This is a genomic window from Curtobacterium sp. MCPF17_050 (assembly GCF_003224435.2).
Taxonomy (GTDB): Bacteria; Actinomycetota; Actinomycetes; order Actinomycetales; family Microbacteriaceae; genus Curtobacterium.
In genome coordinates, this window is the sequence record NZ_CP126250.1 from 1,481,317 (window position 1) to 1,505,871 (window position 24,555).

General features: G+C 72.2%; 21 protein-coding genes and 1 other RNA gene. 15 read left to right on the forward strand and 7 right to left on the reverse strand.

Going from position 1 to position 24,555, the window contains the following annotated elements; translation table 11 throughout:
• Nucleotides 1–3 precede the first annotated feature (3 nt).
• Nucleotides 4–1,005, forward strand: a complete 1,002-nt coding sequence (locus DEJ34_RS07015; RefSeq protein WP_110910946.1) for a putative endonuclease domain-containing protein — start codon at nt 4–6, stop codon at nt 1,003–1,005.
• 144 nt (nt 1,006–1,149) lie between these two features.
• Here the strand turns inward: DEJ34_RS07015 and DEJ34_RS07020 are convergent, their stop codons facing one another.
• Both DEJ34_RS07020 and DEJ34_RS07025 read right to left on the reverse strand, forming a co-directional pair.
• Complete coding sequence (locus DEJ34_RS07020) at nt 1,150–1,725, reverse strand: GIY-YIG nuclease family protein (protein WP_110900018.1); 576 nt, start codon at nt 1,723–1,725, stop codon at nt 1,150–1,152.
• A gap of 68 nt (nt 1,726–1,793) precedes the next feature.
• Entirely contained in the window at nt 1,794–2,654 is an 861-nt protein-coding gene (locus tag DEJ34_RS07025; RefSeq protein ID WP_110910890.1) for a siderophore-interacting protein, read from the reverse strand.
• Between the two features lie 75 nt (nt 2,655–2,729).
• Between DEJ34_RS07025 and DEJ34_RS07030 the strand changes: the two genes are divergently transcribed.
• From DEJ34_RS07030 to DEJ34_RS07065, 8 genes are all read left to right on the forward strand, one after another.
• Nucleotides 2,730–3,398, forward strand: coding sequence for a biliverdin-producing heme oxygenase (locus DEJ34_RS07030; RefSeq protein WP_110889693.1), 669 nt, complete (start codon nt 2,730–2,732; stop codon nt 3,396–3,398).
• Between the two features lie 141 nt (nt 3,399–3,539).
• On the forward strand, nt 3,540–6,197 hold the full coding sequence (locus DEJ34_RS07035) for a phosphoenolpyruvate carboxylase (protein WP_110910889.1): 2,658 nt from the start codon (nt 3,540–3,542) through the stop codon (nt 6,195–6,197).
• Between the two features lie 110 nt (nt 6,198–6,307).
• The gene (locus tag DEJ34_RS07040; protein ID WP_110825419.1) at nt 6,308–6,646 is read left to right on the forward strand and encodes an STAS domain-containing protein; all 339 of its coding nucleotides are present in this window, start codon (nt 6,308–6,310) and stop codon (nt 6,644–6,646) included.
• Nucleotides 6,637–7,065, forward strand: a complete 429-nt coding sequence (locus DEJ34_RS07045) for an ATP-binding protein (protein ID WP_110825420.1) — start codon at nt 6,637–6,639, stop codon at nt 7,063–7,065. The genes DEJ34_RS07040 and DEJ34_RS07045 overlap by 10 nt, the downstream gene beginning before the upstream one ends.
• Nucleotides 7,066–7,137: 72 nt before the next feature.
• Nucleotides 7,138–8,091, forward strand: a complete 954-nt coding sequence (locus tag DEJ34_RS07050) for a helix-turn-helix transcriptional regulator (protein ID WP_181420542.1) — start codon at nt 7,138–7,140, stop codon at nt 8,089–8,091.
• A gap of 120 nt (nt 8,092–8,211) precedes the next feature.
• A complete protein-coding gene (locus DEJ34_RS07055) occupies nt 8,212–9,369 on the forward strand; it encodes a hypothetical protein (protein ID WP_110900021.1) in 1,158 nt (385 codons plus the stop codon).
• A 38-nt stretch (nt 9,370–9,407) separates the two neighbouring features.
• The gene (locus DEJ34_RS07060) at nt 9,408–10,241 is read left to right on the forward strand and encodes a Nif3-like dinuclear metal center hexameric protein (RefSeq protein ID WP_110910888.1); all 834 of its coding nucleotides are present in this window, start codon (nt 9,408–9,410) and stop codon (nt 10,239–10,241) included.
• A 2-nt stretch (nt 10,242–10,243) separates the two neighbouring features.
• Nucleotides 10,244–10,978 carry a zinc ribbon domain-containing protein gene (locus DEJ34_RS07065; RefSeq protein ID WP_110900023.1) on the forward strand — a complete coding sequence of 245 codons (735 nt, stop codon included), beginning with the start codon at nt 10,244–10,246 and terminating at the stop codon, nt 10,976–10,978.
• 60 nt (nt 10,979–11,038) lie between these two features.
• On the opposite strand, the gene rnpB is transcribed toward DEJ34_RS07065, so the two are convergent.
• From rnpB to map, 3 genes are all read right to left on the reverse strand, one after another.
• An RNA gene (gene rnpB / locus DEJ34_RS07070) (RNase P RNA component class A) lies at nt 11,039–11,399 on the reverse strand.
• A 257-nt stretch (nt 11,400–11,656) separates the two neighbouring features.
• The gene (gene ppgK / locus DEJ34_RS07075; protein WP_110825424.1) at nt 11,657–12,409 is read right to left on the reverse strand and encodes a polyphosphate--glucose phosphotransferase; all 753 of its coding nucleotides are present in this window, start codon (nt 12,407–12,409) and stop codon (nt 11,657–11,659) included.
• Between the two features lie 43 nt (nt 12,410–12,452).
• Nucleotides 12,453–13,316 carry a type I methionyl aminopeptidase gene (gene map / locus DEJ34_RS07080; protein WP_110911227.1) on the reverse strand — a complete coding sequence of 288 codons (864 nt, stop codon included), beginning with the start codon at nt 13,314–13,316 and terminating at the stop codon, nt 12,453–12,455.
• 69 nt (nt 13,317–13,385) lie between these two features.
• Here map and DEJ34_RS07085 point away from each other — a divergent pair, with 69 nt between their 5' ends.
• Nucleotides 13,386–13,571: an SPOR domain-containing protein gene (locus DEJ34_RS07085; protein ID WP_110825426.1), complete on the forward strand. Its 186-nt coding sequence runs from the start codon at nt 13,386–13,388 to the stop codon at nt 13,569–13,571.
• A gap of 4 nt (nt 13,572–13,575) precedes the next feature.
• On the opposite strand, the gene DEJ34_RS07090 is transcribed toward DEJ34_RS07085, so the two are convergent.
• Together DEJ34_RS07090 and DEJ34_RS07095 are read right to left on the reverse strand one after the other, a co-directional pair.
• Complete coding sequence (locus DEJ34_RS07090) at nt 13,576–13,830, reverse strand: CDGSH iron-sulfur domain-containing protein (RefSeq protein ID WP_284180716.1); 255 nt, start codon at nt 13,828–13,830, stop codon at nt 13,576–13,578.
• Complete coding sequence (locus tag DEJ34_RS07095) at nt 13,811–14,902, reverse strand: iron-containing redox enzyme family protein (RefSeq protein ID WP_110911229.1); 1,092 nt, start codon at nt 14,900–14,902, stop codon at nt 13,811–13,813. The genes DEJ34_RS07090 and DEJ34_RS07095 overlap by 20 nt, the downstream gene beginning before the upstream one ends.
• 187 nt (nt 14,903–15,089) lie before the next feature.
• On the opposite strand from DEJ34_RS07095, the gene glnA reads away from it, so the two are divergent.
• The 5 genes from glnA to DEJ34_RS07120 all read left to right on the forward strand — a co-directional run bounded on the left by glnA (nt 15,090) and on the right by DEJ34_RS07120 (nt 24,478).
• Nucleotides 15,090–16,427, forward strand: coding sequence for a type I glutamate--ammonia ligase (gene glnA / locus DEJ34_RS07100; protein WP_110889700.1), 1,338 nt, complete (start codon nt 15,090–15,092; stop codon nt 16,425–16,427).
• A 34-nt stretch (nt 16,428–16,461) separates the two neighbouring features.
• Nucleotides 16,462–19,437, forward strand: coding sequence for a bifunctional [glutamine synthetase] adenylyltransferase/[glutamine synthetase]-adenylyl-L-tyrosine phosphorylase (locus DEJ34_RS07105; protein ID WP_110911230.1), 2,976 nt, complete (start codon nt 16,462–16,464; stop codon nt 19,435–19,437).
• A 514-nt stretch (nt 19,438–19,951) separates the two neighbouring features.
• Nucleotides 19,952–21,526: a glycosyltransferase family 2 protein gene (locus DEJ34_RS07110; RefSeq protein ID WP_110825430.1), complete on the forward strand. Its 1,575-nt coding sequence runs from the start codon at nt 19,952–19,954 to the stop codon at nt 21,524–21,526.
• Nucleotides 21,519–23,063 carry a glycoside hydrolase family 26 protein gene (locus tag DEJ34_RS07115; RefSeq protein WP_146234047.1) on the forward strand — a complete coding sequence of 515 codons (1,545 nt, stop codon included), beginning with the start codon at nt 21,519–21,521 and terminating at the stop codon, nt 23,061–23,063. Before DEJ34_RS07110 ends, DEJ34_RS07115 begins: the two co-directional genes overlap by 8 nt.
• Nucleotides 23,060–24,478 (forward strand): UDP-glucose dehydrogenase family protein, encoded by a 1,419-nt coding sequence (locus DEJ34_RS07120; RefSeq protein ID WP_110900028.1) that lies wholly within the window; start codon nt 23,060–23,062, stop codon nt 24,476–24,478. Before DEJ34_RS07115 ends, DEJ34_RS07120 begins: the two co-directional genes overlap by 4 nt.
• The last annotated feature ends 77 nt before the right edge of the window (nt 24,479–24,555 follow it).

Below are 24,555 nucleotides of genomic sequence, written 5' to 3' on the forward strand. Positions count from 1 at the left end.
CTCGTGGCCGAACCAGTCGATGCGTGGTGGCGCCGCCGACAGTGGTCGCGCGGCGTCCCGGTGCCCTACGCCGTGGGGGAGTTCCGAGCCGAGTGGGCGTCGTGGCCGGTCCTCGTGCGGCAGTACCACCCGGAGTGGAACGCCGGTGTCGTCCTCACGCAGGTGCCGCCGGCCGCCGACGTCCTGCTGACGTGGGAGTGCGACGTCGGCCACGTGTTCGTCGCGACACCGTCCGAGCAGCGGTCCCGGCCGGGCCGTGAGCGCCGAAGGTCCGTGTGGTGCCCGGAGTGTGCGGTGCTCGCCCAGCCGCAGCGCTGGCCGGTCCTGCCGGAGGACTGGCCGAGCGGGGTCCCCGTCCCGCAGCGCGCCGTGCGGACGACCGGTCGGCAGACGCTGCCGGCCGCGCCCGCGCGCGGTGGTGCCCGCGCCGTCGCCACCGGGGCCTCCTCGTCGGCGGTGCCGAGCGGCGCGGTGGCGTCGACGCGCCGGGGGAGCCGCCGCACCGGACGGACCGGCGGTGCCCGCTCGGCCGCACCCCGGACCATCTGCCCGAAGACCCCGCGCCTGCCGTCGGGGGAGTCCTTCGTCAGTCGGTGTGCCCCGGCGCCGGCCTCGGCGGTCGAGGCGGAGCTCCGCGCAGCGCTGCACGACCGGCTCGACCTGACGTTCGACCACACCGCGATCCGCCTGGACCGGCCGTTCCACGAGCACGTCGAGGTCTGGCCGGACATCGTGCTGCCCGAGCTCCGCGTCGCGATCGAGTACGACTCGACCGGGCGGCACGGGCTCGAGCACGTGGGCTCCCGCGAGGACTCCGACCGCCGGAAGGACCGCGCCACCCGCGCCGTCGGGTGGGAGGTCGTGCGCATCCGCACCGGGCGGCTGCCGGCACTCGGTCCGTGGGACCTCCAGGTGTCCGGCGTGTCCGGCCGGACGGTCGACCGGCTCGTCGACGTCCTGCGGGAGATCCGCGGCCCGCTCTTCGTCGACGCCTACGCCCGCTGACCGCGGTCGCCGCCGACCGCGTGCCAGGCGCGGGACGCCGGTCGCTGCCTCGGGTCCGGAACGCCGCTCGCTGCCTCGGACCCCTCGCTGCCTCGGGACCAGAGCGCCGCTCGCTGCCTCAGGCCCGGAGCGCCGCTCGCTGCCTCAGACCCGGAGCGCCAGCGCCTCGCTGACCCACCGCGTGTGCAGCGCCCACGGGTCCGGGGCGCCCGCGGCGACCGTGCCCACGTGCGCCAGGAGCTCCGGCGTCACGCGGAACCACTCGGTGCCCGGGTAGCGCGAAGCCGCGAACTCGGCGTGTCGCCGTCGTTCGAGCGTCCGGTCGCCCCGCTCGAACCCGAGCAGGTCCTGGTGCGCGATCCGCCCGAGCCGTTGCCGCGGGTTCGCGGTCGTGCCGATCTTGACCCGGTCCCCGCTCTCGTCGCGCATCCGCAGGTAGTAGACGACGTCGACCCGCGGCGCACCGAGTTCGCCGTCCGGCACGTCGCCGAACCGCCACTCGCACACGGCACAGAGGGTCCCGGTCGGGAAGCGCACGCCGATGCGTCCGCCGCACACGATGCACGGGCCGGGCAGCAGGTCCTCGACGCCGACGTGCTCCGCGGCGAAGTCGCCGACCAGGGTGACGTGTCCGAGGCACAGCGGCACGGGCACGCCGTCCGTGGTCGTGCGGTCGCAGCCGGGCACGCAGCAGCGCGGGACGTCTCGGGGCCGGACCATGCGCGGGACGCTACCGGCGACCACCGACGCGCGGCGGGCCTCCCGTCCGACCGGCCGGTGGCGGCAGCTCAGTCGGGGAAGACCACCCCGACGGGTTCGCGCTTCTCCTCCTGGAACCGGTCCTCGGCGCGCCCGAGCGCCCAGTAGGCCGACAGTGACATGTCCGTTTTCTCGAGTCCCCAGTCGTCCTGCAGGACCCGACGGATCGCCTTGATCGCGGCACGCTCGCCGTGCGCGAAGACCCGGACCGGCCGGGAGGCCCTGGGCAGCTCCCGGGTCGCCGCCAGCAGCAGCGTGCCGGGCTCGGCCCCGACCGCGTCGCGGTGCAGCCACCGCAGCGTGACGCCCGTCGGGTGCACGAGCGGCTGTTCGTCGGCGGGGCCGGCCACCTCGAGCAGGGCGACACCCGTGGCGGTGGGGTGCATCGCCTCCAGGGCGGCACCGATCGCGGGCAGGGCGCTGTCGTCGCCGAGCAGCACGTGCGTGACGGTCGGGTCGGTCGGGGGTGCGTACCCGCCGCCGGGACCGGACAGTGCGATGCGGTCCCCGGGCTGCGCGGCGACCGCCCAGGGTCCGGCGAGTCCGTCGTCGCCGTGCCCGGCCGTCGAGTGCACGACGAAGTCGATCGCGATGGTCCGTGCGAGCGGGTCCACGGCGCGCACCGTGTACGTGCGGCGGGCGGGCAGGTCCGACTTCGGCATCGTCGCGCGGAGGGCTCCCAGGTCGTACGGCGGTCGCAGCCCGGAGCCCGGTTGCGGGAGCAGCAGCTTCACGTACTTGTCCGTCATCGCCAGGCGTTCCGGGTCGGCGTCGCCGACGAAGGCGTCGTACCCGGGTCCTCCGAGGTGCACGCGCACCATGTGCGGGGTGAGTCGTTCGGTCCGGACGACGACCAGGACGTGCTGCGGGCGGTTCGGCTTCGGGCTCATCGGGGACGAGCCTCCTTTCCTGGGTCTTCCCGTCCGTGCGTGACGACGGGCACCAAGTGAGGTTAGCCTCACCTCATGAGCACGAACGTCGTCCCGTTCTCCGAGGCACTGCGGGCCCGGACCCGGCGCTCGCACGGTGTCTCGGCCGGGCACGGCTTCATGCACGACCTCGTCGAGGGGCGGTGCGACGTCGCCGACTACGCGGCACTGCTCGGGCAGTACGCGTTCGTGTACGACGCCCTCGAACGCGCGGCGGACCGGATGGCGGACCACCCCGTCGCGGCCCCGTTCGTGACGAGCCGACTGACCAGGATGCCGGGCATCCGTGCGGACCTCGAGTACCTGGTCGGGCCCGACTGGGACGAGCTGCTCACGCCGCTCCCGGCGACGACGGCGTACGTGCGACGGCTCAACGAGGTCGCGGCGACGTGGCCGGGCGGGTTCGTCGCACACCACTACACGCGCTACCTCGGCGACCTGACCGGCGGCCACGCGATCGGCCGGTTGCTCGCCGACCAGTTCGGGTTCGAGACGAACGGCGTCCTGCTGTGGATCTTCGACCAGGTGGCCGACCCGGCCGCGTTCACGGACACCTACCGGGCGGAACTCGACGCGGCCCCGTGGACGGAGGACGAGCGGGAGCGCGTCATCGCCGAGGTCGAACTCGCGTACCGGCTCGACGCCGGGCTGCTCGCGGCGGTCGACGGCACACGGCTGCCGTCCGTCCTCGCCGACCCGGCCTGACCCACCCAGCGGACCGCCGCTGGTCCGCCCGTCCGGACGGTCGTCGTCACGAGGCTGCGCTGCCCGGTACGCTGCTGCCACGCCGGGACAGCCCGGACCGACCCGGGCAGGACAGCCCGGACCGACCCGGGAAGGACCTCCATGACGACGATCGACGGCTCGACGCGCCACGGGCGGGCGCGTGACGACGTCAGCGGAGCGGTGGACAGCGACCTCCGCGCCGACGTCCGATACCTCGGCAACCTGCTCGGCCGGGTGCTCAGCGAGACCGGCGGGCCCGACCTGCTGCGCGACGTCGAGGCGCTGCGCCAGGCGGTCATCCACGCGTACGAGAACACCGACGCCGACGGAGCCGCGCGGGCCGAGGCGGTCGTCGCGGGGTTCTCGGCGGAACGCGCCGAAGAGGTCGCACGCGCCTTCACCTCGTACTTCCACCTCGTCAACCTCGCCGAGGAGCACCACCGTGTCCGCGTGCTCCGGTCGCGCGGCGACGACGGCGGCCTGCCGGGCGACTCCTTCCCGGCCACGTTCGTCGAGCTCGTGGAGCAGGTCGGCGCCGACGAGGCCGCCGCCCGGCTCGAGGGGCTCCGGTTCCACCCGGTCCTCACCGCGCACCCGACCGAGGCCCGCCGTCGCGCGGTGACCACGGGCGTCCGTCGCATCACGGACCTCATCGACGAACGCGACCGCACGAAGAACGCCACCGCCCGCGCCGAGAACGAGCGACGCCTGCTCGAGGAGATCGCCACGCTGCTGCGCACCTCGCCGCTGCGGACGACCCGGCCCACCCCGTTGGACGAGGTCCGGACCGCGATGAGCGTGTTCGACCAGACGCTCTTCGAGATCGTGCCCCAGGTCTACCGACTGCTCGACGACCGGCTGCAGGGCGACGACGCCGGCCGCGCCCCGGTGCAGGCCCCGGCGTTCGTGCGCTTCGGCACGTGGATCGGCGGGGACCGCGACGGCAACCCGCACGTCACCGCCGACGTCACGCGCCAGGCCGCCGAGATCGCCGCCGAACACATCCTGCTCGGTCTCACCCGCGCCGCCACCCGCATCGGCAGCGCCCTGACCCTCGACGCCGACCACACCCCCGCGGACGCCGGCCTGACCGCCCTCGTCGCGGCGCAGGAGTCGCTCGACCCGGAGGTCGCCGAGCGCATCGGCATCCGGGCGCCGAACGAGACGCACCGTCGGGCACTGCTCTTCATCGCCGCCCGCATCGACGCCACCCGCCGCGACGACCGTCCGCTCGCGTACAGCGGTCCCGACGAGCTCCTCACGGACCTCCGCGTCGTGCAGGCCTCCCTGACCGCCGCCGGTGCCGTCCGGGCCGCGAACGGCGAGCTGCAGAACCTCGTGTGGCAGGTCGAGACCTTCGGCTTCCACCTCGCCGAACTCGAGGTCCGTCAGCACTCGCAGGTCCACCGCACCGCCCTCGCGGAGATCCGGGCCGGGGGAGCACGCAGCGAGATGACGGAGGAGGTCCTCGCCGTCTTCCGGACCATCGCGGACCTGCAGCGTCGGTACGGCGTCCGTTCGGCGAGCCGGTACATCGTCTCGTTCACGCAGTCCGCGGCGGACCTGGCGAACGTGCACGAGCTCGCGGTCGCCGCGCTCGGCTCGGTCGAGGCCGCCCCGGTGCTCGACGTCATCCCGCTGTTCGAGACGTTCGCCGACCTGCACGCCAGTGTCGACATCCTCGACGAGGCCGTCCGGACCGAGCCGTTCCAGCGACGCCTGGCCGCGACCGGTCGGCGGCTCGAGGTCATGCTCGGCTACTCCGACTCGTCGAAGGACGTCGGCCCCGTGTCGGCGAACCTCGCGCTGTACGACGCGCAGGCGCGCATCGCGACGTGGGCCGCGGCGAACGACGTCGAACTGACGTTGTTCCACGGTCGCGGCGGCTCGCTCGGTCGCGGCGGCGGTCCCGCCAACGAGGCCGTGCTCGCGCAGCCGCCGGGGTCGATCGACGGCCGGCTCAAGCTCACCGAGCAGGGCGAGGTCATCTTCGCCCAGTACGGCGACCAGGACATCGCCGCCCGGCACCTCGAGCAGATGGCCTCCGCGACCCTGTTCGCGTCCTCGCCGTCGAACGAGTCCCGTACGGCGGCTGCAGCCGAGCGGTTCGCCGACCTGGCGCAGCAGCTCGACGACGTCTCCCGCGCCGCGTTCTACGACCTGGTCAAGGCCGACGGGTTCGCGCCGTGGTTCGCCCGGGTCACGCCGATGGAGGAACTCGGGCTCCTGCCGCTCGGTTCACGTCCGGCTCGTCGCGGCCTGAGCGTCGAGTCCCTCGAGGACCTGCGGGCGATCCCGTGGGTGTTCTCGTGGACGCAGGCGCGCATCAACCTCGCCGGGTGGTACGGCCTCGGGTCCGCGCTCGAGGCGGTCGGCGACCTCGAGCTGCTGCGCACCGCGGCTGCCGAGTGGCCGCTCTTCGCCGCCCTGATGAAGAACGTCGAGATGTCGCTCGCGAAGACCGACGTCCAGATCGCCCGCCGCTACCTCGAACTCGCGGACCGCGGTGACCTCGGACAGAAGGTCCTCGCCGAGATGGACCGCACCCGCTCGTGGGTCCTGCGGATCAGCGGTGCTGAGGACGTCCTGCAGGACCGGCCGGTGCTCGCGCGTGCGGTGCGGCTCCGCTCCCCGTACGTCGACGCCCTGTCGCACCTGCAGCTCCGGGCGCTCCGCTCGATCCGCACCTCGGGCAGCACCGACACGACCGACGCGGACCACCGCCTGCTGCTGTTGACGGTCAACGGGATCGCCGCCGGACTGCAGAACACGGGCTGATCCCCCCGGACCGGGGTCGCGGGAGTCAGCGCGTCCTGTTCCCCCGGTCGTCGACAATCGGTAGCCTCGCTGGAAGGCACGCGCACGTTCTCGAGGAGGACCCGGAGACAATGGACATCGTCGTACACGAAGCCGGCACGGAAGCGGCGGTGCTCGAGTGCTCGGGCCGCCTCAACATGGTGTCGGCCCCCGCATTCCGCGAGACGGTCGCGTCCGTCATCGAGGGCGGTCGCCCCCGCGTCGCCGTGGAACTGTCGAAGGTCGAGTTCCTCGACTCGTCGGGTCTGGGCGCACTCGTGGGCGCACTGAAGACCGCGCGCCAGGCCGGCGGCGACCTCCGGATCGCCGCTCCCTCCGAGCAGGTCGCGATGGTCCTGAAGCTCTCGAACATCGACAAGATCCTCCGCAGCTACGCGGACGGCGACGAAGCCGTCAGCGAATGGGTCTGACCGGGGCCGTCGTGGGGGAACACCGGCTCGACTTCGCGTCACCGCCCGACGACGTCTCGTCCGTGCACGACTTCCTCGCCGACGTCTGGACGTCGGAGCCCGCGATCAGTGTCGAGGACCGCATGGCCCTCGAGCTCGCGATCATCGAACTCGCGTCGAACGTCATCGAGCACGCCACCGCCGGCGTCCCGTTGACGTGCTCGCTGACGTTGGCCGTCGCGTCCGACGGGCTGGAGGCCCGAATCACCGACGACGGTCGTCCCGCCGCGGTCGACGTGGCCGGAGCGACCCTGCCCGACGAGTTCGCGGAGAGCGGCCGTGGGCTGGCCCTCGTGCAGATGGTCGTCGACGAGCTCCGCTACGACCGTCACGGCGACGAGAACCGGTGGACGGTGCGGAAGGCCACCCGCGCGGCGTGAGCCGTTTCCCGCACCTGGTCGATCCGGATTCATAGACTCGGTCCAAGCCGTGTCAGCATGCCCGTGATGTGCGTGCCACCCGACCCTCGGAACGTCGTCGAGATGACCGGGATCGACCTCGACGCCGCTCGGACGATGTTCGAGGACGCGTACGACGCCTCGGGCTTCCTCCCCGAGCGATCGGAGCGACCGTTCGGGTACCGCTTCCGCACCGTCGGCGACGCGACGATGTCCTTCCGCTCGACCCGGTACGACGCACGGATGGTCGGCGAGGTCGCGTCCCCGGACGAGTTCGTCGTGACGTGGGTGAGCGACGGCGGCGGCGTGGTCGACGTCGGCCGCGACGAGGTCGCCCTCGTCCCGGGCCGTCCCGTCGTGTTCCCCTCGGACCGTCCGTTCCGCTTCGACCTGATGGACGTCCGGCAGAACCTCGTGCAGGTGGACCGTGCCGTCGTCGAGCGTGTCGCCGCCGAGGTCCACGGCGCCGAGCCCGGCACGGTCGTGCTCGACCACGCGGTGGCACCTGGGGTCGAGGCGGCCCGCGCCTGGAACCTGCACGTCCAGGAGTGGGCGCCGGTCGTCCTCGGGGCCGCTCCGATGTCCGTGCTCGCCCTCGCCGAGGTCGCACGGCGCACCGCCCTCGCCCTGCTCAGCACGTTCCCGCACCACGTCCTGACCCGCCAGGTCCCGGTCCCCGTCGGCGCCTCCGGACGCGTCCGTGCGGCCGTGGAGTACATGCACGCGGTCGCCCACACCCCGATCACCACCACGGACGTCGCCGAGCAGGTCGGTCTGAGCGTCCGCGGGCTGCAGCAGGCCTTCCAACGGCAGATCGGTGTCGCCCCGAACGCGATGCTGCGCGGCATCCGACTGGACCGGGTCCGGGACGAACTCCGGGCAGCGTCGCCCCTCGACACCACCGTCGCGACCGTCGCCCTGCGGTGGGGGTTCGCGCACCTCGGCCGGTTCTCCGCTGCGTACGCGCGTCGCTTCGGCGAATACCCCCGCGACACGCTGCACGGCTGACCCCGCGGATCGCCCCGAGCGACCGACACGCCGCTCACGTCCAGTGCGACATGCCACCCGATCGCGCGACACTCCGCGGATGTCCGCCGATCCGCACCGCGCGATATTCATACTCCTCACATGGAGACGCAGTCCGGTGCACGCACCCCCCTCGTCGACCCCTTCGGTCGGGAACTCGAGGAGTGGTTGCGCGACGCCCCGGCGACGCGCTCCCCGTACGTCGCCGACCTCGTCGTGCCCCCGGTCACCGGTCCCGTCCGCCGCCCGGTGCTCCCCGCCGTCGACGCTCCGGACGTCGACGATCCCGCTGCGCATGCCTCGGTCGCCGACGCTCCGGTGGTGGACGCTCCCGTCGCGGACGCTCCGGTCGCCGACGAAGGTGCCGTCGTGGAGCAGCGCGACGACCGCGCCTTCCGCCGTGACCGCGCGCGCCACGTCGCGGTCTGCGCCCCCTCCTTCCCGGAACCGCCCGAGCGTCTCGCCCTCCGCCTCGACGACCTGGCTGTCGCCCTGAGCGCGACCAGCGGCCGCACCACGATCGAGCGCATCGACCTGCTCGAGGACGAGGTCCGTGTCCGCGACGAGGACCTCGCCCGTCTCGCTGCCTGGGAGGCCGTCGTCGCCGGACTGGCCGGTACCGAGGTCTCGGCCGCCGAGATCGACGGGGCACGCGCCTTCGCCCGCGAGGTCTTCGCCGACCTCCTCGCCGACGCCGCCCTCGAGGCCGACCGCCGCGAGCGGGCCGCGCTCCGCCGTGCCGCGACCGCGCCGGTCCTGGTCGGTGCCGTCCGCCCGCTGCTGCCGGCACCGCACCGCGCGGTGGCCGAGCCCGTCGCACTCGACCTGCCCGCCGACCTCGACGGAGCCGAGGACGCGGACGCACCCGCGCCGAGCACTGCCACCGTGACCGCCGTCGGGCCGCGCACGGCCGTCCGCCCCGTGTCGGGCCTCCTGTCCGGTGCCCCGGTCTCACCGCCGCTGTCGGCGTCGGGCCGCCCCACCCCGCTGGTCCAGCCGGCCACCGGCCCGACCGTCGTCGACCGCGAGGCGTTCGCCGCGGTGCTGCGTGCCCACACGGGCGAGACGCCCGTGGTCTCGGTCGCCGTCCCGGCCGCACCGCCCGTCGTCACCGACGACACGGTCGATGGGCCGACGGACTCCGCGACCGACGTGGACGGGTCCGACCGGGAGGCCCGGGACGCCGCCGACACGACCGCCCGCCCCGGCTGGTGGTCGCGTCTCGTCGCTCGCGTGCTGCGCCTCGTCGGCCGCCGCTGACACCCGGAGCGGGCCCCGCGCCTCGGTACACTGACGGAATGCCGACGCTCCGAGAACTGCAGTCCGTCGTCGAGTCCCTGTGGCCGACCGCCGGAGCGGAGTCCTGGGACTCCGTCGGCCTCGTCTCCGGCGATCCGGACGCGGTGGTCGAGCACGTCCACCTCGCCGTCGACGCCGTCCCCGACACCGCGCGGGAAGCGGTCGCGGCCGGCGCGGACCTGCTCCTCACCCACCACCCGCTCCTGCTGCGTGGTGTGACGACGATCGACGAGTCCACGGTCAAGGGGTCCGTGCTCGCCACGCTGGTCCGTGGCGGCTGCGCGTTGCTCGCGGCCCACACGAACGCCGACGTCGTCACCACCGGGACGTCGGCGGTGCTCGCGGAGCGGATCGGGCTCGTCGACCAGCGCCCCATCGACCCGGCGGCGGACGGCATCACCGGGATCGGCCGCGTCGGCGTGCTGCCCGAGCCGATGCCCCTCGGCGCACTGGCCCGACGGATCGTCGACGTGTTGCCCGCCACCGCGACGGGCGTCCGCGTCTCCGGGGAGTACGACCACCCGGTCCGGACGGTCGCGCTCTGCGCCGGGGCGGGGGACTCGTACCTCGGGCACCCGGCCGTGCGGGCCGCCGACGTCTACGTGACGAGCGACCTCCGGCACCACCCCGCGTCCGAGTTCCGCGAACAGGCTCTGCTCGCCGACGGACCGGCGCTCGTCGACACGTCCCACTGGGCGACCGAGTGGCTCTGGCTGGACGTCGCCGCCGAGCAGCTGCGTGTGGCCGCCGGTGTGCACGTGACCGTGAGCGACCTCCGTACCGACCCGTGGGACTTCGCCGTCCTGCCATCCGCACCCAACGAAGGAGCCTGACCATGAAGGCAGCACCCGAGGACCAGGCCACCCTGCTCGACCTGCAGCGACTCGACAACGACATCACGCGTCTGGCGCACCGGATCAGCTCCCTGCAGAAGGGCGAGCACCTCACCGAACTCGGCACCCGCGCCGCGGCCCTCCGCGCGCAGCTCGTCGTCGCCGTCGGCGAGGTCGAGGACGCCGAACGCGACCTCGCCCGGCTCGAGTCCGACACCGCGACCGCACAGGCCCGTGTCGAGCGGGACACGACCCTGCTCCAGAACGTCGGCAACGCGAAGGACGCCGCCGGGCTGCAGAACGAACTCGACTCGCTGACCCGGCGCATCGGTGACCTCGAGACGCAGGAGCTCGAGGTCATGGAGACGCTCGACCGCCTCCGCGCACGGGTCGGCGACGTCGAAGCGCAACTCGCTGAGCTCGACGGCGAGCGTGGACGGCTCATGGGCGTCCGCGACGACGGCATCGCCCGGTTCGAGAAGGACCGCGTCGCGGCCGTGCAGGCGCGGGCGGACGTGGCTGCTGCGGTCCCGGCAGACCTCCTCGCCCTCTACGAGCGGCAGCGTGCGCGGTACGGGTTCGGCGCGTCGCTCCTGCAGGGCGGCGTCTCGACGGCGTCCGGGGTGACGCTGACGAACTCCGACCTGGCGGCGATCCGAGCAGCGGCACCGGACGACGTCGTGCTCTGCCCGGACAGCGACGCGATCCTCGTGCGGACGGCGGAGTCCGGCCTCTGAGTCGACGACGACGGCCCCCGACACCTCGCGGTGTCGGGGGCCGTGCTGTGTGGATCGAGGCGAACGGGCCGGCCGTACGCCGGGTTCTGTCCCGCGACTTCCGCCGCGGTGACGGCCATCTCTCTCGGACCGACGTTGCCGTCGGCCTCCAGCGGTCCACCCGAGGACTCGGCGAGCAGCCTCGACGTCCTCTGTCTGACCTTGCTCCGGGCGAGGTTTACCGAGCGGATCCGGTCACCCGGACCCCTGGTGGTCTCTTACACCACCGTTTCACCCTTACCGACGTCGCCGCCGGCGGTCTGCTTTCTGTGGCACTGTCTCGCGGATTGCTCCGGGTGGGTGTTACCCACCGCCCTGCTCTGTGGAGCCCGGACGTTCCTCGGCACTCCCGGGGGAGTGACGCGACCGTCTCACCGACCCGTTCGCTCATCCCATCCTACGGGCAGACGCGACCGTGCAGTGCAGGACGATCGGCGACCCGTTCCCTGGTCGCGTCCGACGGGGCAGACGCGACCGTGCAGTGCAGGACGATCGGCGACCCGTTCGCTGGTCGCGTCCGACGGGGCAGACGCGACCGTGCAGTGCAGGACGATCGGCGACCCGTTCGCTGGTCGCGTCCGACGGGCAGACGCGACCGTGCAGTGCCGGACGATCGGCGACCCGTCCGCTCCGACGAGTTCAGCCGTTGCTGCGCGCGGCCAGGGTCGCGGCACCGATGATGCCGGCGTTGTTCCGGAGCGTCGCCGGGATGATCTCGGCCTGCAGGTCGAGCAACGGCAGGAACTCCTCGTGCTGCTTCGACACCCCGCCGCCGACGACGAACAGCTCGGGGGAGAGCAGGGCCTCGAGGCGCGAGTAGTACTTCTGCAGCCGCTTCGCCCAGTGCTTCCACGACAGGTCGTCGCGCTCCTTGGCGGCGAACGACGCCTTCGTCTCGTAGTCGACGCCGTCGATCTCGAGGTGCCCGAGTTCGGCGTTGACGATGAGCACGCCGTCGTTGATGAGGGCGGTGCCGATGCCGGTGCCGAGGGTGGTCACGATGACGAGGCCGTCACGGCCCTTCGCGGCGCCGAACTGCTGCTCGGCGAACCCGGCGGCGTCGGCGTCGTTGACGAAGTGGATCGAGCGACCGAGTTCCTTCTCGAAGAGCGCCTCGGCCTCGAAGCCGATCCACTTCTTCGACACGTTCGCCGCCGACATGGTCTTGCCGCCGCGCACGATCGCCGGGAAGCAGACACCGACGGCCACGTCCGACGCCGGCGACAGGTCGTCGAGGATCGACTTGGCCACGTCGACGATGTCCTGCGGCTTCCCGCCCTCGGGCGTCGCCTTCTTGATGCGGTCGGTCGTGAGCTGGCCGGACTCGGTGTCGACGATCGCGCCCTTGATGCCTGTACCGCCGATGTCGACGCCGACTGCGAGTGAGGTCATGAGGAACGGTGCCTTCCGGTAGACGTGCTGAGGGGTGGTGCGGTCAGGAGACGGTGAGGAGCTCGGCGCCGCGTTCGGTGACGACGAGCGTGTGCTCGAACTGCGCGGTCCACGACCGATCCCGCGTGGTCACGGTCCAGTCGTCGTCCCAGATGTCGGCGTCGATCGCGCCCAGCGTCAGCATGGGTTCGATCGTGAAGACCATGCCGGGCTCGATGACGGTGTCGTACCGGACGTCGTCGACGTGCGGGATGATCAGCCCGGAGTGGAACGCCCGGCCGACGCCGTGACCGGTGTAGTCGCGGACGACGCCGTAGCCGAAGCGCTTGGCGTACGACTCGATGGCGCGGCCGATGACGTTCACCTGCCGGCCGGGGGCGACGGCGCGGATGCCGCGGCGCAGGGCCTCCTCGGTCCGGGTGACGAGGTCCTGGACCTCCTGCGACGCCGAGCCGACCACGAAGGTGCGGTTCGTGTCGCCGTGCATGCCGTCCTTGTACGCCGTGATGTCGATGTTCACGATGTCGCCGTCCTGCAGCACCGTGTCGTCCGGGATGCCGTGGCAGATGACCTCGTTGAGGGACGAGCAGAGCGACTTCGGGAAGCCGCGGTAGCCGAGCGTGGAGGGGTAGGCACCGTGGCCGACGACGAACTCGTGCCCGATCCGGTCGAGCTCGTCCGTCGTCACACCCGGGCGGATGGCGGCACCCACCGCGTCGATGGCCTGCGAGGCGATGCGCCCGGCGGTGCGGATGCGGTCGACCTCGTCGGGCGAGTACGTGTCGCCGAGGCCGTGCTCGTGCGGTTCCACCTTGCCGACGTACTCGGGACGCTCGATGTCCTTCGGGACCGGCCGCTGCGGGGAGATCCGGCCGGCGGTCAGGTGTCCGTGTTCGTCCCGGGGCATGCGCTCCACTCTAGCGGCGGGCCGGAGCGGCCTGCCCGCGCCGTGCGGTCGGCGGGTACGGTCGGGCTCATGAGCGACGAACGCATCGAGTCCCAGTGGTGGTACAACGACAAGACCGGCGAGGTCGAACAGGGCCTCAAGTCGACGAACCGACACCACATCGGTCCGTTCGCCACCCGCGACGAGGCCGCGCACGCCCTCGACCGCATCCGCGCGAACAACGAGCGCGCGGACGCGGCCGACGCCGAGGGCTGACCCGCTACTCGGCGGCGCGGTCGCTGCCGTCCGCCGGGAGCTCGGGTTCGGTGCGGAAGCCGATGAGCTTGTGCGTGCCGTCGCAGTACGGCTTCAGCACCGACTTGCCGCACCGGCAGAGCGCCACGGTGCGGCGGCGCCGGGGCAGTTCCTGCCCGTCCGGCCCGAGCACCGCGACGTCCCCGCGGAGCAGGAACGGCCCGTCCGGGTAGGCGACGATCGACGGCTCGTCGGCCTGCTCACGCGACAACCGTGACACCGCCCGACGTGACGGCGGCGTCGTCGAGCGGACGGCGGAGCGAGCTGCGCCCGGCCTCCCAGCTCGAGAGCAGCTGGGCGCCGGCCATCCCCTCGACCGTCAGGCACGCCGCTGCCCCGAACATGACGTCGTCCAGGAGGGTCGGGTCGGCCTCCACGAGCCCGCCGGCGAGGTCGCGACCGGCGATCTGCTCGTGCACGGCGTCGGCCTCGACGTGCTCGTCGAAGTACCAGGTCGCGTCCTCGTCGAACCCGTTCCGGCGGAACCCGTCCCCGTAGAGCTTGCTCGGGATCGAGGACGTCATCTCGAACGCGGCGAGGTGTCCGACGATCGCGCCGCGCAGGCGCCGGTGCAGCCCGAACATGGTCATCATGTTGAGCGCGCCGAGCGTGATCGCCGGCAGGTGGTCGACGTAGGCGCCGTACGAGTCGTCGAGCCCGGCGGCCCGGAGCGTCCGGGCGAAGATCGCCGAGTGCATGCGCTTGGGCCGTCCACCGCCGTACTCGTCCGACTGGATCTCGACGAGCGCGGCCTTCGCGCGTCCGGACAGACGGGGGATGGCCCAGCTGTGCGGGTCGGCCTCCTTCAGCGTGTACGCGGTCTTCTGCACGAGGAACTCGCGGATCTGCTCACGGTCGGCCTTGCGTGCCACCCATCGGGAGACACTCGGTCCGCTGTCGGCGGCGGTGAGGGCGAAGAGGGCTGCCGACACCGCCTCGGCCGTGGCCTCCGGCCGTTCCGGCACCGGTACGGCGGCGCGCACGGCGGACTCGAGGGCCGCCTCGAGCACGGCGCGCGTCGCGAGCAGCGTCGTGTCCCACTCCAGCCGGTCGTCGACCCCGTGGACCCCGCCATGGTGGAGTTCGTACAGGACGAAGAGCGCGAGCTGGACGTCGTCGTCGTGCAGGACTTCGGACGCGGCGGCGACGGCGGCGGCCGCGGTGGTCGGCAGCGATTCCCCGGGCGCACCGGAGAGCAGGGCGTCGAGGACGGCCGCGCTCAACGGGCCGCGCGCCTCCGGCGCAGGCATGGGGGTCTGGGTGAGGACTTCGGTGGCGTCGAGGACGGCCATGACGGTGCTCCTTCGCGGATCGGTACCACTCCGATACTGGTCGGTACCCCTGACAACAGGCCGCGCGGGACGTCGACCGCGCGCGTCCCGCCCACGACCAGCGGCCTGGGCACTAGCCTGTGAGCACGGTCGCGATGCGGCCTCCGGCGAGCCGCGACGCGGCCCGGCGAACACGGAAAGGTCGTGCATGGACAAGCAGACGGACTTCGTGCTCCGCACCATCGAGGAGCGCGGGATCAAGTTCATCCGACTCTGGTTCACCGACGTGATCGGCACGCTCAAGTCGGTCGCCATCGCACCGGCCGAGGTCGAGGGTGCGTTCGCCGAGGGCATCGGGTTCGACGGTTCGGCGATCGAGGGGCTCACCCGGTCGTACGAGGCCGACGTGCTCGCGCACCCGGACCCCTCGACCTTCCAGATCCTGCCGTGGCGCGGTGAGGTCGACCCCACCGCGCGGATGTTCTGCGACATCACGACGCCGGACGGGCAGCCCGCCGTGGCCGACCCGCGCAACGTCCTGAAGCGGACCCTCGCGAAGGCGAGCGACCGCGGCTTCACCTTCTACACGCACCCCGAGATCGAGTTCTACCTGCTGAAGAGCCGTGACTGGAAGGACGGCGGCCCGCAGCCCGTCGACCAGGCGGGTTACTTCGACAACGTCCCCGGCGGCAGCGCACACGACTTCCGTCGGCGCTCGGTCCGCATGCTCGAGGACCTCGGCATCTCGGTGGAGTTCTCCCACCACGAGGCCGGTCCCGGGCAGAACGAGATCGACCTCCGCTACGCCGACGCGCTGACCATGGCGGACAACATCATGACCTTCCGCACCGTGGTCAAGGAGGTGGCGATCGAGCAGGGCGTGTACGCGACCTTCATGCCGAAGCCCCTGTCCGGTCAGCCCGGGTCCGGCATGCACACGCACGTCTCGCTCTTCGAGGGCGACCAGAACGCGTTCTACGAGCCCGGCGGCGAGTACCAGCTCTCGCCGACGGCCAAGCAGTTCATCGCCGGTGTGCTCCGGCACGCGCCGGAGATCACCGCGGTGACGAACCAGTTCGTGAACTCGTACAAGCGGCTCTGGGGCGGTGACGAGGCCCCGTCCTTCGTCACCTGGGGCCACAACAACCGCTCGGCGCTCGTCCGGGTGCCGCTGTACAAGCCGAACAAGGGTCAGTCCGCCCGTGTCGAGTACCGCGGCATCGACTCCGCCGCGAACCCCTACCTGGCGTACTCGCTGCTGCTCGCCGCCGGCCTGAAGGGCATCGAGGAGGGCTACGAGCTCCCCGCCGAGGCCGAGGACAACGTCTGGAGCCTGTCCGACTCCGAGCGGAAGGCCCTCGGCTACAGCCAGCTGCCGGCGAGCCTCGACCACGCACTGTCGCTCATGGAGGACTCCGAGCTCGTCGCCGAGACCCTCGGTGAGCAGGTCTTCAACTTCGTCCTGCTGAACAAGCGCCAGGAGTGGAAGCGGTACCGCGACCAGGTGACGCCGTTCGAGCTGGACACGAACCTCGGCATGCTCTGATCCACCGGCAGCGCACCACGGGAGCACTCGCGAGATGACGGGCAGGACGGCGACGTCGCGGTCACAGCTGGCGCGGCTCGGCTTCGCCGACCTGTCCGGCACGCTCGAGCGGATCGCCGCCCTGGAGGCCCGCCCCGCGTCGGACCCCCGTGTCCCGATCGCGGATGCCGAGTCCGTCTGGGCCGCCACCGCGGACCCGGACGGTGCCCTGCTCGCGATCGAGCGTCTGGTCGAGGCGGTCCCGGACCGGCTGCGTCCCGTCCTCGCCGACCCGGCCGCCACCGAGCGTCTGGTCCGGCTGCTCGGCTCCTCGATCGGCCTCGCCGAGTTCCTGCAGCGACGCCCGGAGGAACTGACGCTGCTGCTCGACCCGGTCACCCCGCCGCAGTCCCAGGAGCGCTACACGGCCTCCTTGACCGAGGCCGTCGACGGCAGCTCGGGCGAGACCGCGCGCCGCCGCCTCCGGGTCCGCTACCGCCGGCACCTCGCCCAGATCGCCCTGTTCGACGTCCTGCACCCGGTGCCGACCGAGGCGTTCCCGGCCGTGGCAGCCGGGCTCGCCGACCTGGCCGGCGCCGCGCTCGACGTCGCGGTCGCCGTGGCCCGTCGCGAGGTCCCGTTCCCCGCCGCCGAGGTCGCCGCGACCCCCCTCGCGGTCATCGCGATGGGCAAGGCGGGCGCCCGCGAGCTGAACTACGTCAGCGACGTGGACGTCATCTACGTCACCGAACCGACCGAGCCGGCGGAGGGCGACGACGCGCCGTCGATCGGGACCGACCGCGCGGTCCTCATCGCGACCCGCCTCGCGATCGCGGCCACGCACGTCATCACCGACCTCGCCGCGGAGCCCGCGCTGTGGGAGGTCGACGCGAACCTCCGCCCGGAGGGCAAGGACGGCGCGCTCGTCCGGACGCTGGAGTCCCACGTGGCCTACTACGAGCGGTGGGCGAAGGGGTGGGAGTTCCAGGCGCTGCTCAAGGCGCGGGCAATCGCCGGGTCGATCGACCTGGGGGAGCGGTACGTCGCCGCGGTGGCGCCCTTCGTGTGGGAGTCGTCGAAGCGCCCCGGGTTCGTCGAGTCCGTCCAGCGGATGCGGGAGCGGGTCACCGCGCACATCCCGGACGGTCAGGTGGACCGCCAGCTGAAGCTCGGCCCGGGTGGCCTGCGCGACGTCGAGTTCACGGTGCAGCTGCTCCAGCTCGTGCACGGCCGGGACGACGAGTCCGTGCGGGTCCGGTCGACGCTCGAGGCCATGGACGCCCTGGCGGCCGCGGGCTACGTCGGACGTCCCGAAGCGGCCCGGTTCGGGCCGGACTACGCCCTGCTCCGGGTGCTCGAGCACCACATCCAGCTCCGACGGCTGCAGCGGACGCACCTCATGCCGAGCGACGAGGACGAACTCCGCGTGCTCGCCCGGTCGACGCGACTGGCGTCCTCGGCGTCGGCGCTGCAGGACCGCTGGCGATCGGTGAAGCTCGAGGTGCGGGGGCTGCACGAGCGGCTCTTCTACCGGCCGATGCTCTCGGCGGTGGCGGCGACCGACGGTGAGATCGTCCTGACGAGCGGACAGGTCCGCGACCGCCTGACCGCGATCGGGTTCCTCGACCCGGACGGCGCCGTCGCACACATCCGTGCCCTGACGCAGGGGACCTCGCGCCGTGCGGCCATCCAGCGGAACCTGCTGCCGGTGCTCCTGCGGTGGATGGCGGAGGGACCGGCACCGGACCGCGCCCTCCTGGCCTTCCGGCGACTGAGCGACACCCTGGGGGAGTCGAGCTGGTTCCTCCGGATGCTCCGCGACTCCTCGGGCGCCGCGCACAGCCTCACGACGGTGCTGTCGGAGTCGGCGTTCCTGTCGGGACTGCTCGAGCGCTTCCCGGAGGCCGTCGCCTGGCTCGACGAACCGGAGACCCTGCTGCGCCCCCGACCGCTGCCGGCCCTGCTCGCGGAGACCGGAGCGACGACCGCCCGTCACGGCGACGCCGTGGACACGGCGGCGGCCCTCCTGCGCAGCGTCCGTCGGCGGGAGACGCTGCGCCTGGGCATGGCGGCGGTGCTCGGGCACCTCGACGTCGACGGGCTCGGTCCTGCGCTGAGCGACGTGACGGAGGCGACGCTGAGCGGCGCACTCGACCTGGCCCGTCGGGACGCCCCGGAGGGCCTGGAGTTCGGCGTCATCGCGATGGGGCGGTACGGCGGCCGCGAGCTCGGGTTCGGGTCCGACGCGGACGTCCTGTTCGTGTACCGGTCCGAGACGGTGCCGAACGAGGTCGCGTCGCGGGCGGCGCAGGTGGTCGTGCGCGAACTGAACCGGTTGACCGAGGACGCCCTGCACCCCTTCGAGCTCGACATCGGGCTGCGGCCGGAGGGCGGGAACGGCCCGGTCGTGCGCTCGTTCGACTCCTACGCCGCGTACTACGCCCGCTGGTCGCTCACATGGGAGGCCCAGGCCCTGCTGCGGGCCCGCGGTGCCGTGGGGGACCCGCAGCTCCTCCGGGACTTCGAGCACCTCGCCGACCGCACGCGGTACCCGGAGTCGATCGAGGAGCGCGAGGTCCGTGAGGTCCGGCGCATCAAGGCCCGCGTCGAGTCGGAGCGGCTGCCGCGCGGAGCCGACCCCGCACGGCACCTCAAGCTCGGACGTGGTTCCCTCAGCGACGTCGAGTGGTTCGTGCAGCTCCTGCAGCTGCAGCACGGGCGCGCGCAGCCGTCGCTCCGGACCACCTCGACGCTCGAGGCCCTCGACGCTGCGACGGAAGCCGGCTGGGTCACCGCGGAGGACGCCGAGAAGCTCGCGGCCGCCTGGCGGTTCGCCTCGCGCACGAGGAGCGCGCTCGTGCTCTGGTCCGGCCGCACGACCGACGTCCTGCCGGTCGAGCGCACGCAGCTCGAGGGGATCGCGCGTCTGCTGGAGTACCCGCCGGGCTCGGCGTCGCAGCTCGAGGAGGACTACCTCGCCGTGACCCGTCGCGCGCGACAGGTGTTCGAACGCGAGTTCTACGGCACCTGATCGCTCGGCCGACCGCGCGACACGCCCGGGGTGCTCCGTTCGGGCGGAGGAGCGCGAGTTGTCTTCCGCAATTTCCACGACGCCGCTGCCGTACCCCGAGCGATGGAAAACCGTACCCCGTTCGGTTCAGACACGGTACCGCTGTCAGCGCGCGACCAGGGTTTCGGAACACGCGCGGCCCATGCCGGAACGGCGGTCGGCGGTCACTGCCGATGTGCCTGCTGACCGGGGGTTCCTCGTCTGCTGGTGCCGGGCCTCCCGGCCGGACCCGCCGTCGACGGCCCGGCCGCGAGCCGTGGGACCGGTCCACGGAACTGCTGTCAGCACCAGTGCGGACACGGCCCTGTCCGGCGTGCAGTGGACGCCGGTGTACCCCGGGGCACAACGCCGTCACCCCCGGCCGAGGGGCACGTTGCGCGGCGCGTCTGCGTTCTGTCTGAATGAGGACACCCGAACCGACCCCCGATTTCCCGATGGCGCGGAATCTCCCCTTCGAACGTTGCAGCAGGGATCGATGTTCACCTTCATCCTCCAGATCCGGCAGATGGTCGACGGCCACCCCGAGTTCTACCTCTTCACCGTGTACTCACTGGTGATCTGGTTGCTCTGGTTGCTCAAGGTCGTCCTCTCCGCCCGGTACCGCCCCTTCACCGGCACGTACACCGGGACGACCAGCGTGGTCGTCCCCGTCGTGGACGAGCCGCTCGACCTGTTCCGTGACGTCATCGGCCGCATGGTCGAGCAGCGTCCCGGCGAGATCATCGTCGTCATCAACGGCGCCCGGAACGAAGCACTCGAAGCGGTCTGCGACGAGTTCGCGCCGCTGGTCCGCTGGACCCACACGCCGATCCCCGGCAAGCGCAACGCCGTCAAGGTCGGCACCGAGATGTCCACCGGCGACATCACGGTGCTCGTCGACTCGGACACCGTCTGGACGCCCGGCACCCTCGTCGAACTCCTCCGGCCGTTCGCGGACGAGTCGGTCGGCGGCGTCACCACCCGCCAGCGCATCCTCGAGCCGACCCGCTCGTGGATCACCCGCTGGGCGGACTGGCTCGAGAACTCCCGCGCGCTGTACTCGATGCCCGCGCAGAGCGTGCTCGGGCAGATCGGCTGCCTGCCCGGTCGCACGATCGCGTTCCGCCGCAGCATCCTCGTCCGTGTCATGGACAAGTTCATGCACGAGGAGTTCATGGGCGTCTTCCTCGAGGTGTCCGACGACCGGACGCTCACGAACCTGACGCTCAAGGAGGGCTACCGGACCGTCTACCAGTACACGTCGCTCGTGTACACGGACGCCCCGCTGCAGGTGAAGAAGCTGTTCAAGCAGCAGCTCCGCTGGGCCCGTGGGTCGCAGTACAACACGCTGCGGATGCTGCCCTGGATGCTCGGCCACGCGCCGGTCCTCGCCCTGTTCTTCCTGACGGACATCATCCTGCCGTTCATGCTCTTCGGCGTGATCGCCGGCTGGGTCTACCGGGCGCTCACCGGGCAGGGTCAGAACCTGTACGAGGGGATCCTGCACCAGTACGGCTTCTCGACGGGGTTCGTCTACGTGGCGGGGCTCATGGTCGTCTCGAGCGTGCTGAGCATGGCGATCCGGCAGATGCGGCACCTGGCCGAGAAGCCCTCCGACTTCTTCCGCCTGCCGATGTTCATCATCGTCTCGACGTTCTTCCTCATGCCGATCCGCCTCATCGGGTTCTTCCGCCTCGCTCACGCGAGCGGTTGGGGGACCCGTGCCGGTGCCTACGCCGGCGGTCCGGTCGAGGAGGACCCGGCGCAGCCGCAGCCCCGGGCCGCGGCCGTCCCGGGAAGTCCGGTCGACCACGACCCGTCCGCCCCGGTCGGCGGGACGGACGAGCAGGCCGCCGTCGACCGCGCGTTCGACGAGATCTTCGGTCCGGACGCCACCACGGCCTCCACCACGACCGTCCTCGCCACCCGCCGCGACGTCGCGACCGCGACGGAGCGACAGGCACAGCGCGCCCCGAAGCCCTCCCGTCCCCGTCGTCTCAACCCCTACGCGTCGATCCCCTACGTGATCGGGATCGCGGTCTTCGCTCTGGAGGCGTTCCTCATTGTCTGATCTCCCTCGCTCCACCGGCACCTGGTGGGCACCCTCGTCCCGACACGCCAAGCGCACCGCCGTCGGCATGGCGGCCATCGTCGCCGTCCTCTCGCTCATCACCTGGTCGGTGTGGATCTCGCCCTCCGGGCCGGTCTCCTCGGCAGTCAGCCGAGCGCTCGGCGTCCCGACCAAGCAGGAGCAACCGGCGGACGCCGAGGCGCTCGAAGCGAAGCTCACCGCAGCCCAGGAGCGGATCTGGAAGCTCGAGGGCAAGCTGCAGAGCACCACGGCGCAGGCCGGCTCCCGCGGCGACCAGCTCACGCAGCTCAAGGGCCAGATCGCGGACCTGCGGTCGCAGCTCGCGCACGCCCGGTCGGCGTCCGGAGCGGACCACTCCTCGGGAGGCTCGTCCTCCTCCGGCACGTCGGCCTCCGGCGGCCACGCCGGCAGCTCCGGGTCCGGGTCCGGGTCGGGGTCCGGCTCCGGAGCGTCCGGGCAGGGCGGCGGTCCGACCGTCGTGCCCGGGAAGGACGGCCCGTCGACGGACCCGGACCCCGCGGTCCCCGTCGACGTCCCGACCAAGGCCGAGGTGCTCGCACAGCAGTCCCGCTGGTACGGCCTGTACACGGCGCAGTCGCCCTTCAACTGGGCGGAGTACGACCAGGTGTCCCAGCAGGTCGGTACCGCCACGAACATGGTCGGCTACTTCCAGGGCTTCGACCAGGACTTCAACGCCGACGCCGTCCAGCGCTCCTGGACGAACGGTCGCGTCCCGATGCTCACCTGGGAGAGCCGTCCGTTGAAGACCGGCAACGACCAGAAGTACGTGCCCGGCTACACGAACGCCGACGTCACCGGCGGGGCGTTCGACCGCTACCTGACGCAGTACGCGGAGGCCCTCGTGGCGAACGGCCAGCCCGTCGTCATCCGGCTCGACCACGAGATGAACGGCAGCTGGTACAACTGGGCCGACGGCACCGTCCAGCAGAACGCACCGGGTTCGTTCGTCGCGATGTGGCAGCACGTGCACGACGTCTTCGACCGTGCCGGCGCGAACGACTACGTCATCTGGAACTGGTCGCCGACGCGGATCGACGCCCTGGGCAACCCGAAGTACCAGACGCTCGACTACCTGAAGGCGTACTACCCGGGTGACGACTACGTCGACTGGGTCGGCATGAGCGGCTACTACCGGAAGGCGGCCGAGGCGCCGACGTTCGACACCACCTTCGCGAAGACCATCGAGCAGCTCCGGCAGATCGCGCCCGAGAAGCGGATCCTGCTCAGCGAGATCGGCGCGACCGAGACCGGTGCCACGGTCACGGACGGCCAGAAGGCGCGCTGGATCACCTCGCTCTTCGACGCCCTCGCCGACCCGGCGAACGCCGACGTCATCGGCTTCGCGTACTTCAGCGAGACCGCCACCACCATCGTCGACGGTGCCCGCACGACGAACGACTGGCGACTCAACTCCCGGGCCGACAGCATGGCGGCCTTCGCGGCCGGCATCGCCCGGAACGACATCGACTACGACCTGCAGGAGGTCAAGAAGTGACCACATCGCCATCCCGGGACCACGCCCGCCCCGCTCCCGTCATCAGCGTCATCGGCACCGGCTACCTCGGTGCCACGCACGCCGCCGCCATGGCCGAGATGGGCTTCGAGACCATCGGCGTGGACGTCGACCCGGCGAAGCTCGCGGCCCTGTCGGCCGGGCAGGTGCCGTTCTACGAGCCCGGACTGCCCGAACTCATCACGAAGCACGTCGCCACCGGGCGGCTCCGCTTCACCTCCTCGATCTCGGAAGCGGTCGCTGCGGCCGACGTGCACTTCGTCTGCGTCGGGACACCGCAGAAGGCCGGGTCGCACGCCGCGAACCTGTCCTACGTGGAGGCCGCCACCCGCGGTGTCGCCGAGCACCTCACCCACCCGGGGCTCATCGTCGGCAAGTCCACGGTCCCGGTCGGGACGGCAGCGCGCCTCCGCGGCATCGTCAGCGAGTTCACGCCCGCCGGCATCGACGCCGAACTCGTCTGGAACCCCGAGTTCCTGCGCGAGGGCAAGGCCGTCGAGGACACGCTCCACCCGGACCGCTTGGTCTGGGGCGGTGCGTCGGAGGCGGCGGACGCGGTGATCCGCGAGGTGTACGCCGCCCCGATCAGCGAGGGGACCCCGGTCATCACGACCGACCTCGCCACCGCCGAGCTCGTGAAGGTGAGCGCGAACGCGTTCCTCGCGACGAAGATCTCGTTCATCAACGCGATCTCCGAGATGTGCGCGATCACGGGCGCGGACGTCTCGACGCTCGCGGACGCCCTCGGGCACGACGCCCGCATCGGCCGGAAGTTCCTCAACGCCGGTCTCGGATTCGGGGGCGGGTGCCTGCCGAAGGACATCCGGGCGCTCATGCACCGCGCGGCCGAACTCGGCGCCGGGCGGGTCGTCGGGCTCATGCAGCAGGTCGACGAGATCAACATGGGCCAGCGCCAGCGGGTCATCGACATGGCGATCGAGTCCGCCGGGGGATCGGTGCTCAACCGCCGGATCGCCGTCGTCGGAGCGGCCTTCAAGCCGATGACCGACGACGTCCGGGACTCGCCGGCGCTCAACGTCGCGGCGGCGCTGCACCTCCGCGGCGCCCAGGTGACGCTGTGGGACCCCGAGGCGATGGAGACGGCGCGGCGCTCGTTCCCGACCCTCACGTACGCCGGATCGATGACGGAGGCGATCGAGGGCGCCGACCTCGTGCTCGTCCTCACGGAGTGGGACGAGGTCGTCGAGGCCGACCCGGTCGCCCTCGCCGCCCTCGTCGGTCAGCGGGTCGTGATCGACGCGCGCAACTGCCTCCCGGCCGCACGGTGGGTCGGGGCGGGCTGGACCGTCCGCTCCCTCGGCCGACCGAGCCCGGCCGCTGCACCGGCCACGAGCGTCGCGGCCGGTGTGACGGACGCGCTGGTGACCGCGCGCTGAACAGACCGCGGTCGAGCGGGGCCCGTGCCGGCGACGGCGCGGGCCCCGCTCTCGTCTGCCGTGGTGCGGTGCGGTGC

Excerpts from the sequence above, each read along its gene's own strand:
- DEJ34_RS07020 (WP_110900018.1), bottom strand. The coding sequence starts at position 1,725 with ATGGTCCGGCCCCGAGACGTCCCGCGCTGCTGCGTGCCCGGCTGCGAC.
- DEJ34_RS07025 (WP_110910890.1), bottom strand. The coding sequence starts at position 2,654 with ATGAGCCCGAAGCCGAACCGCCCGCAGCACGTCCTGGTCGTCGTCCGG.
- DEJ34_RS07030 (WP_110889693.1), top strand. The coding sequence starts at position 2,730 with ATGAGCACGAACGTCGTCCCGTTCTCCGAGGCACTGCGGGCCCGGACC.
- DEJ34_RS07035 (WP_110910889.1), top strand. The coding sequence starts at position 3,540 with ATGACGACGATCGACGGCTCGACGCGCCACGGGCGGGCGCGTGACGAC.
- DEJ34_RS07040 (WP_110825419.1), top strand. The coding sequence starts at position 6,308 with ATGGACATCGTCGTACACGAAGCCGGCACGGAAGCGGCGGTGCTCGAG.
- DEJ34_RS07045 (WP_110825420.1), top strand. The coding sequence starts at position 6,637 with ATGGGTCTGACCGGGGCCGTCGTGGGGGAACACCGGCTCGACTTCGCG.
- DEJ34_RS07055 (WP_110900021.1), top strand. The coding sequence starts at position 8,212 with ATGGAGACGCAGTCCGGTGCACGCACCCCCCTCGTCGACCCCTTCGGT.
- DEJ34_RS07060 (WP_110910888.1), top strand. The coding sequence starts at position 9,408 with ATGCCGACGCTCCGAGAACTGCAGTCCGTCGTCGAGTCCCTGTGGCCG.
- DEJ34_RS07065 (WP_110900023.1), top strand. The coding sequence starts at position 10,244 with ATGAAGGCAGCACCCGAGGACCAGGCCACCCTGCTCGACCTGCAGCGA.
- ppgK (WP_110825424.1), bottom strand. The coding sequence starts at position 12,409 with ATGACCTCACTCGCAGTCGGCGTCGACATCGGCGGTACAGGCATCAAG.
- map (WP_110911227.1), bottom strand. The coding sequence starts at position 13,316 with ATGCCCCGGGACGAACACGGACACCTGACCGCCGGCCGGATCTCCCCG.
- DEJ34_RS07085 (WP_110825426.1), top strand. The coding sequence starts at position 13,386 with ATGAGCGACGAACGCATCGAGTCCCAGTGGTGGTACAACGACAAGACC.
- DEJ34_RS07095 (WP_110911229.1), bottom strand. The coding sequence starts at position 14,902 with ATGGCCGTCCTCGACGCCACCGAAGTCCTCACCCAGACCCCCATGCCT.
- glnA (WP_110889700.1), top strand. The coding sequence starts at position 15,090 with ATGGACAAGCAGACGGACTTCGTGCTCCGCACCATCGAGGAGCGCGGG.
- DEJ34_RS07105 (WP_110911230.1), top strand. The coding sequence starts at position 16,462 with ATGACGGGCAGGACGGCGACGTCGCGGTCACAGCTGGCGCGGCTCGGC.
- DEJ34_RS07110 (WP_110825430.1), top strand. The coding sequence starts at position 19,952 with ATGTTCACCTTCATCCTCCAGATCCGGCAGATGGTCGACGGCCACCCC.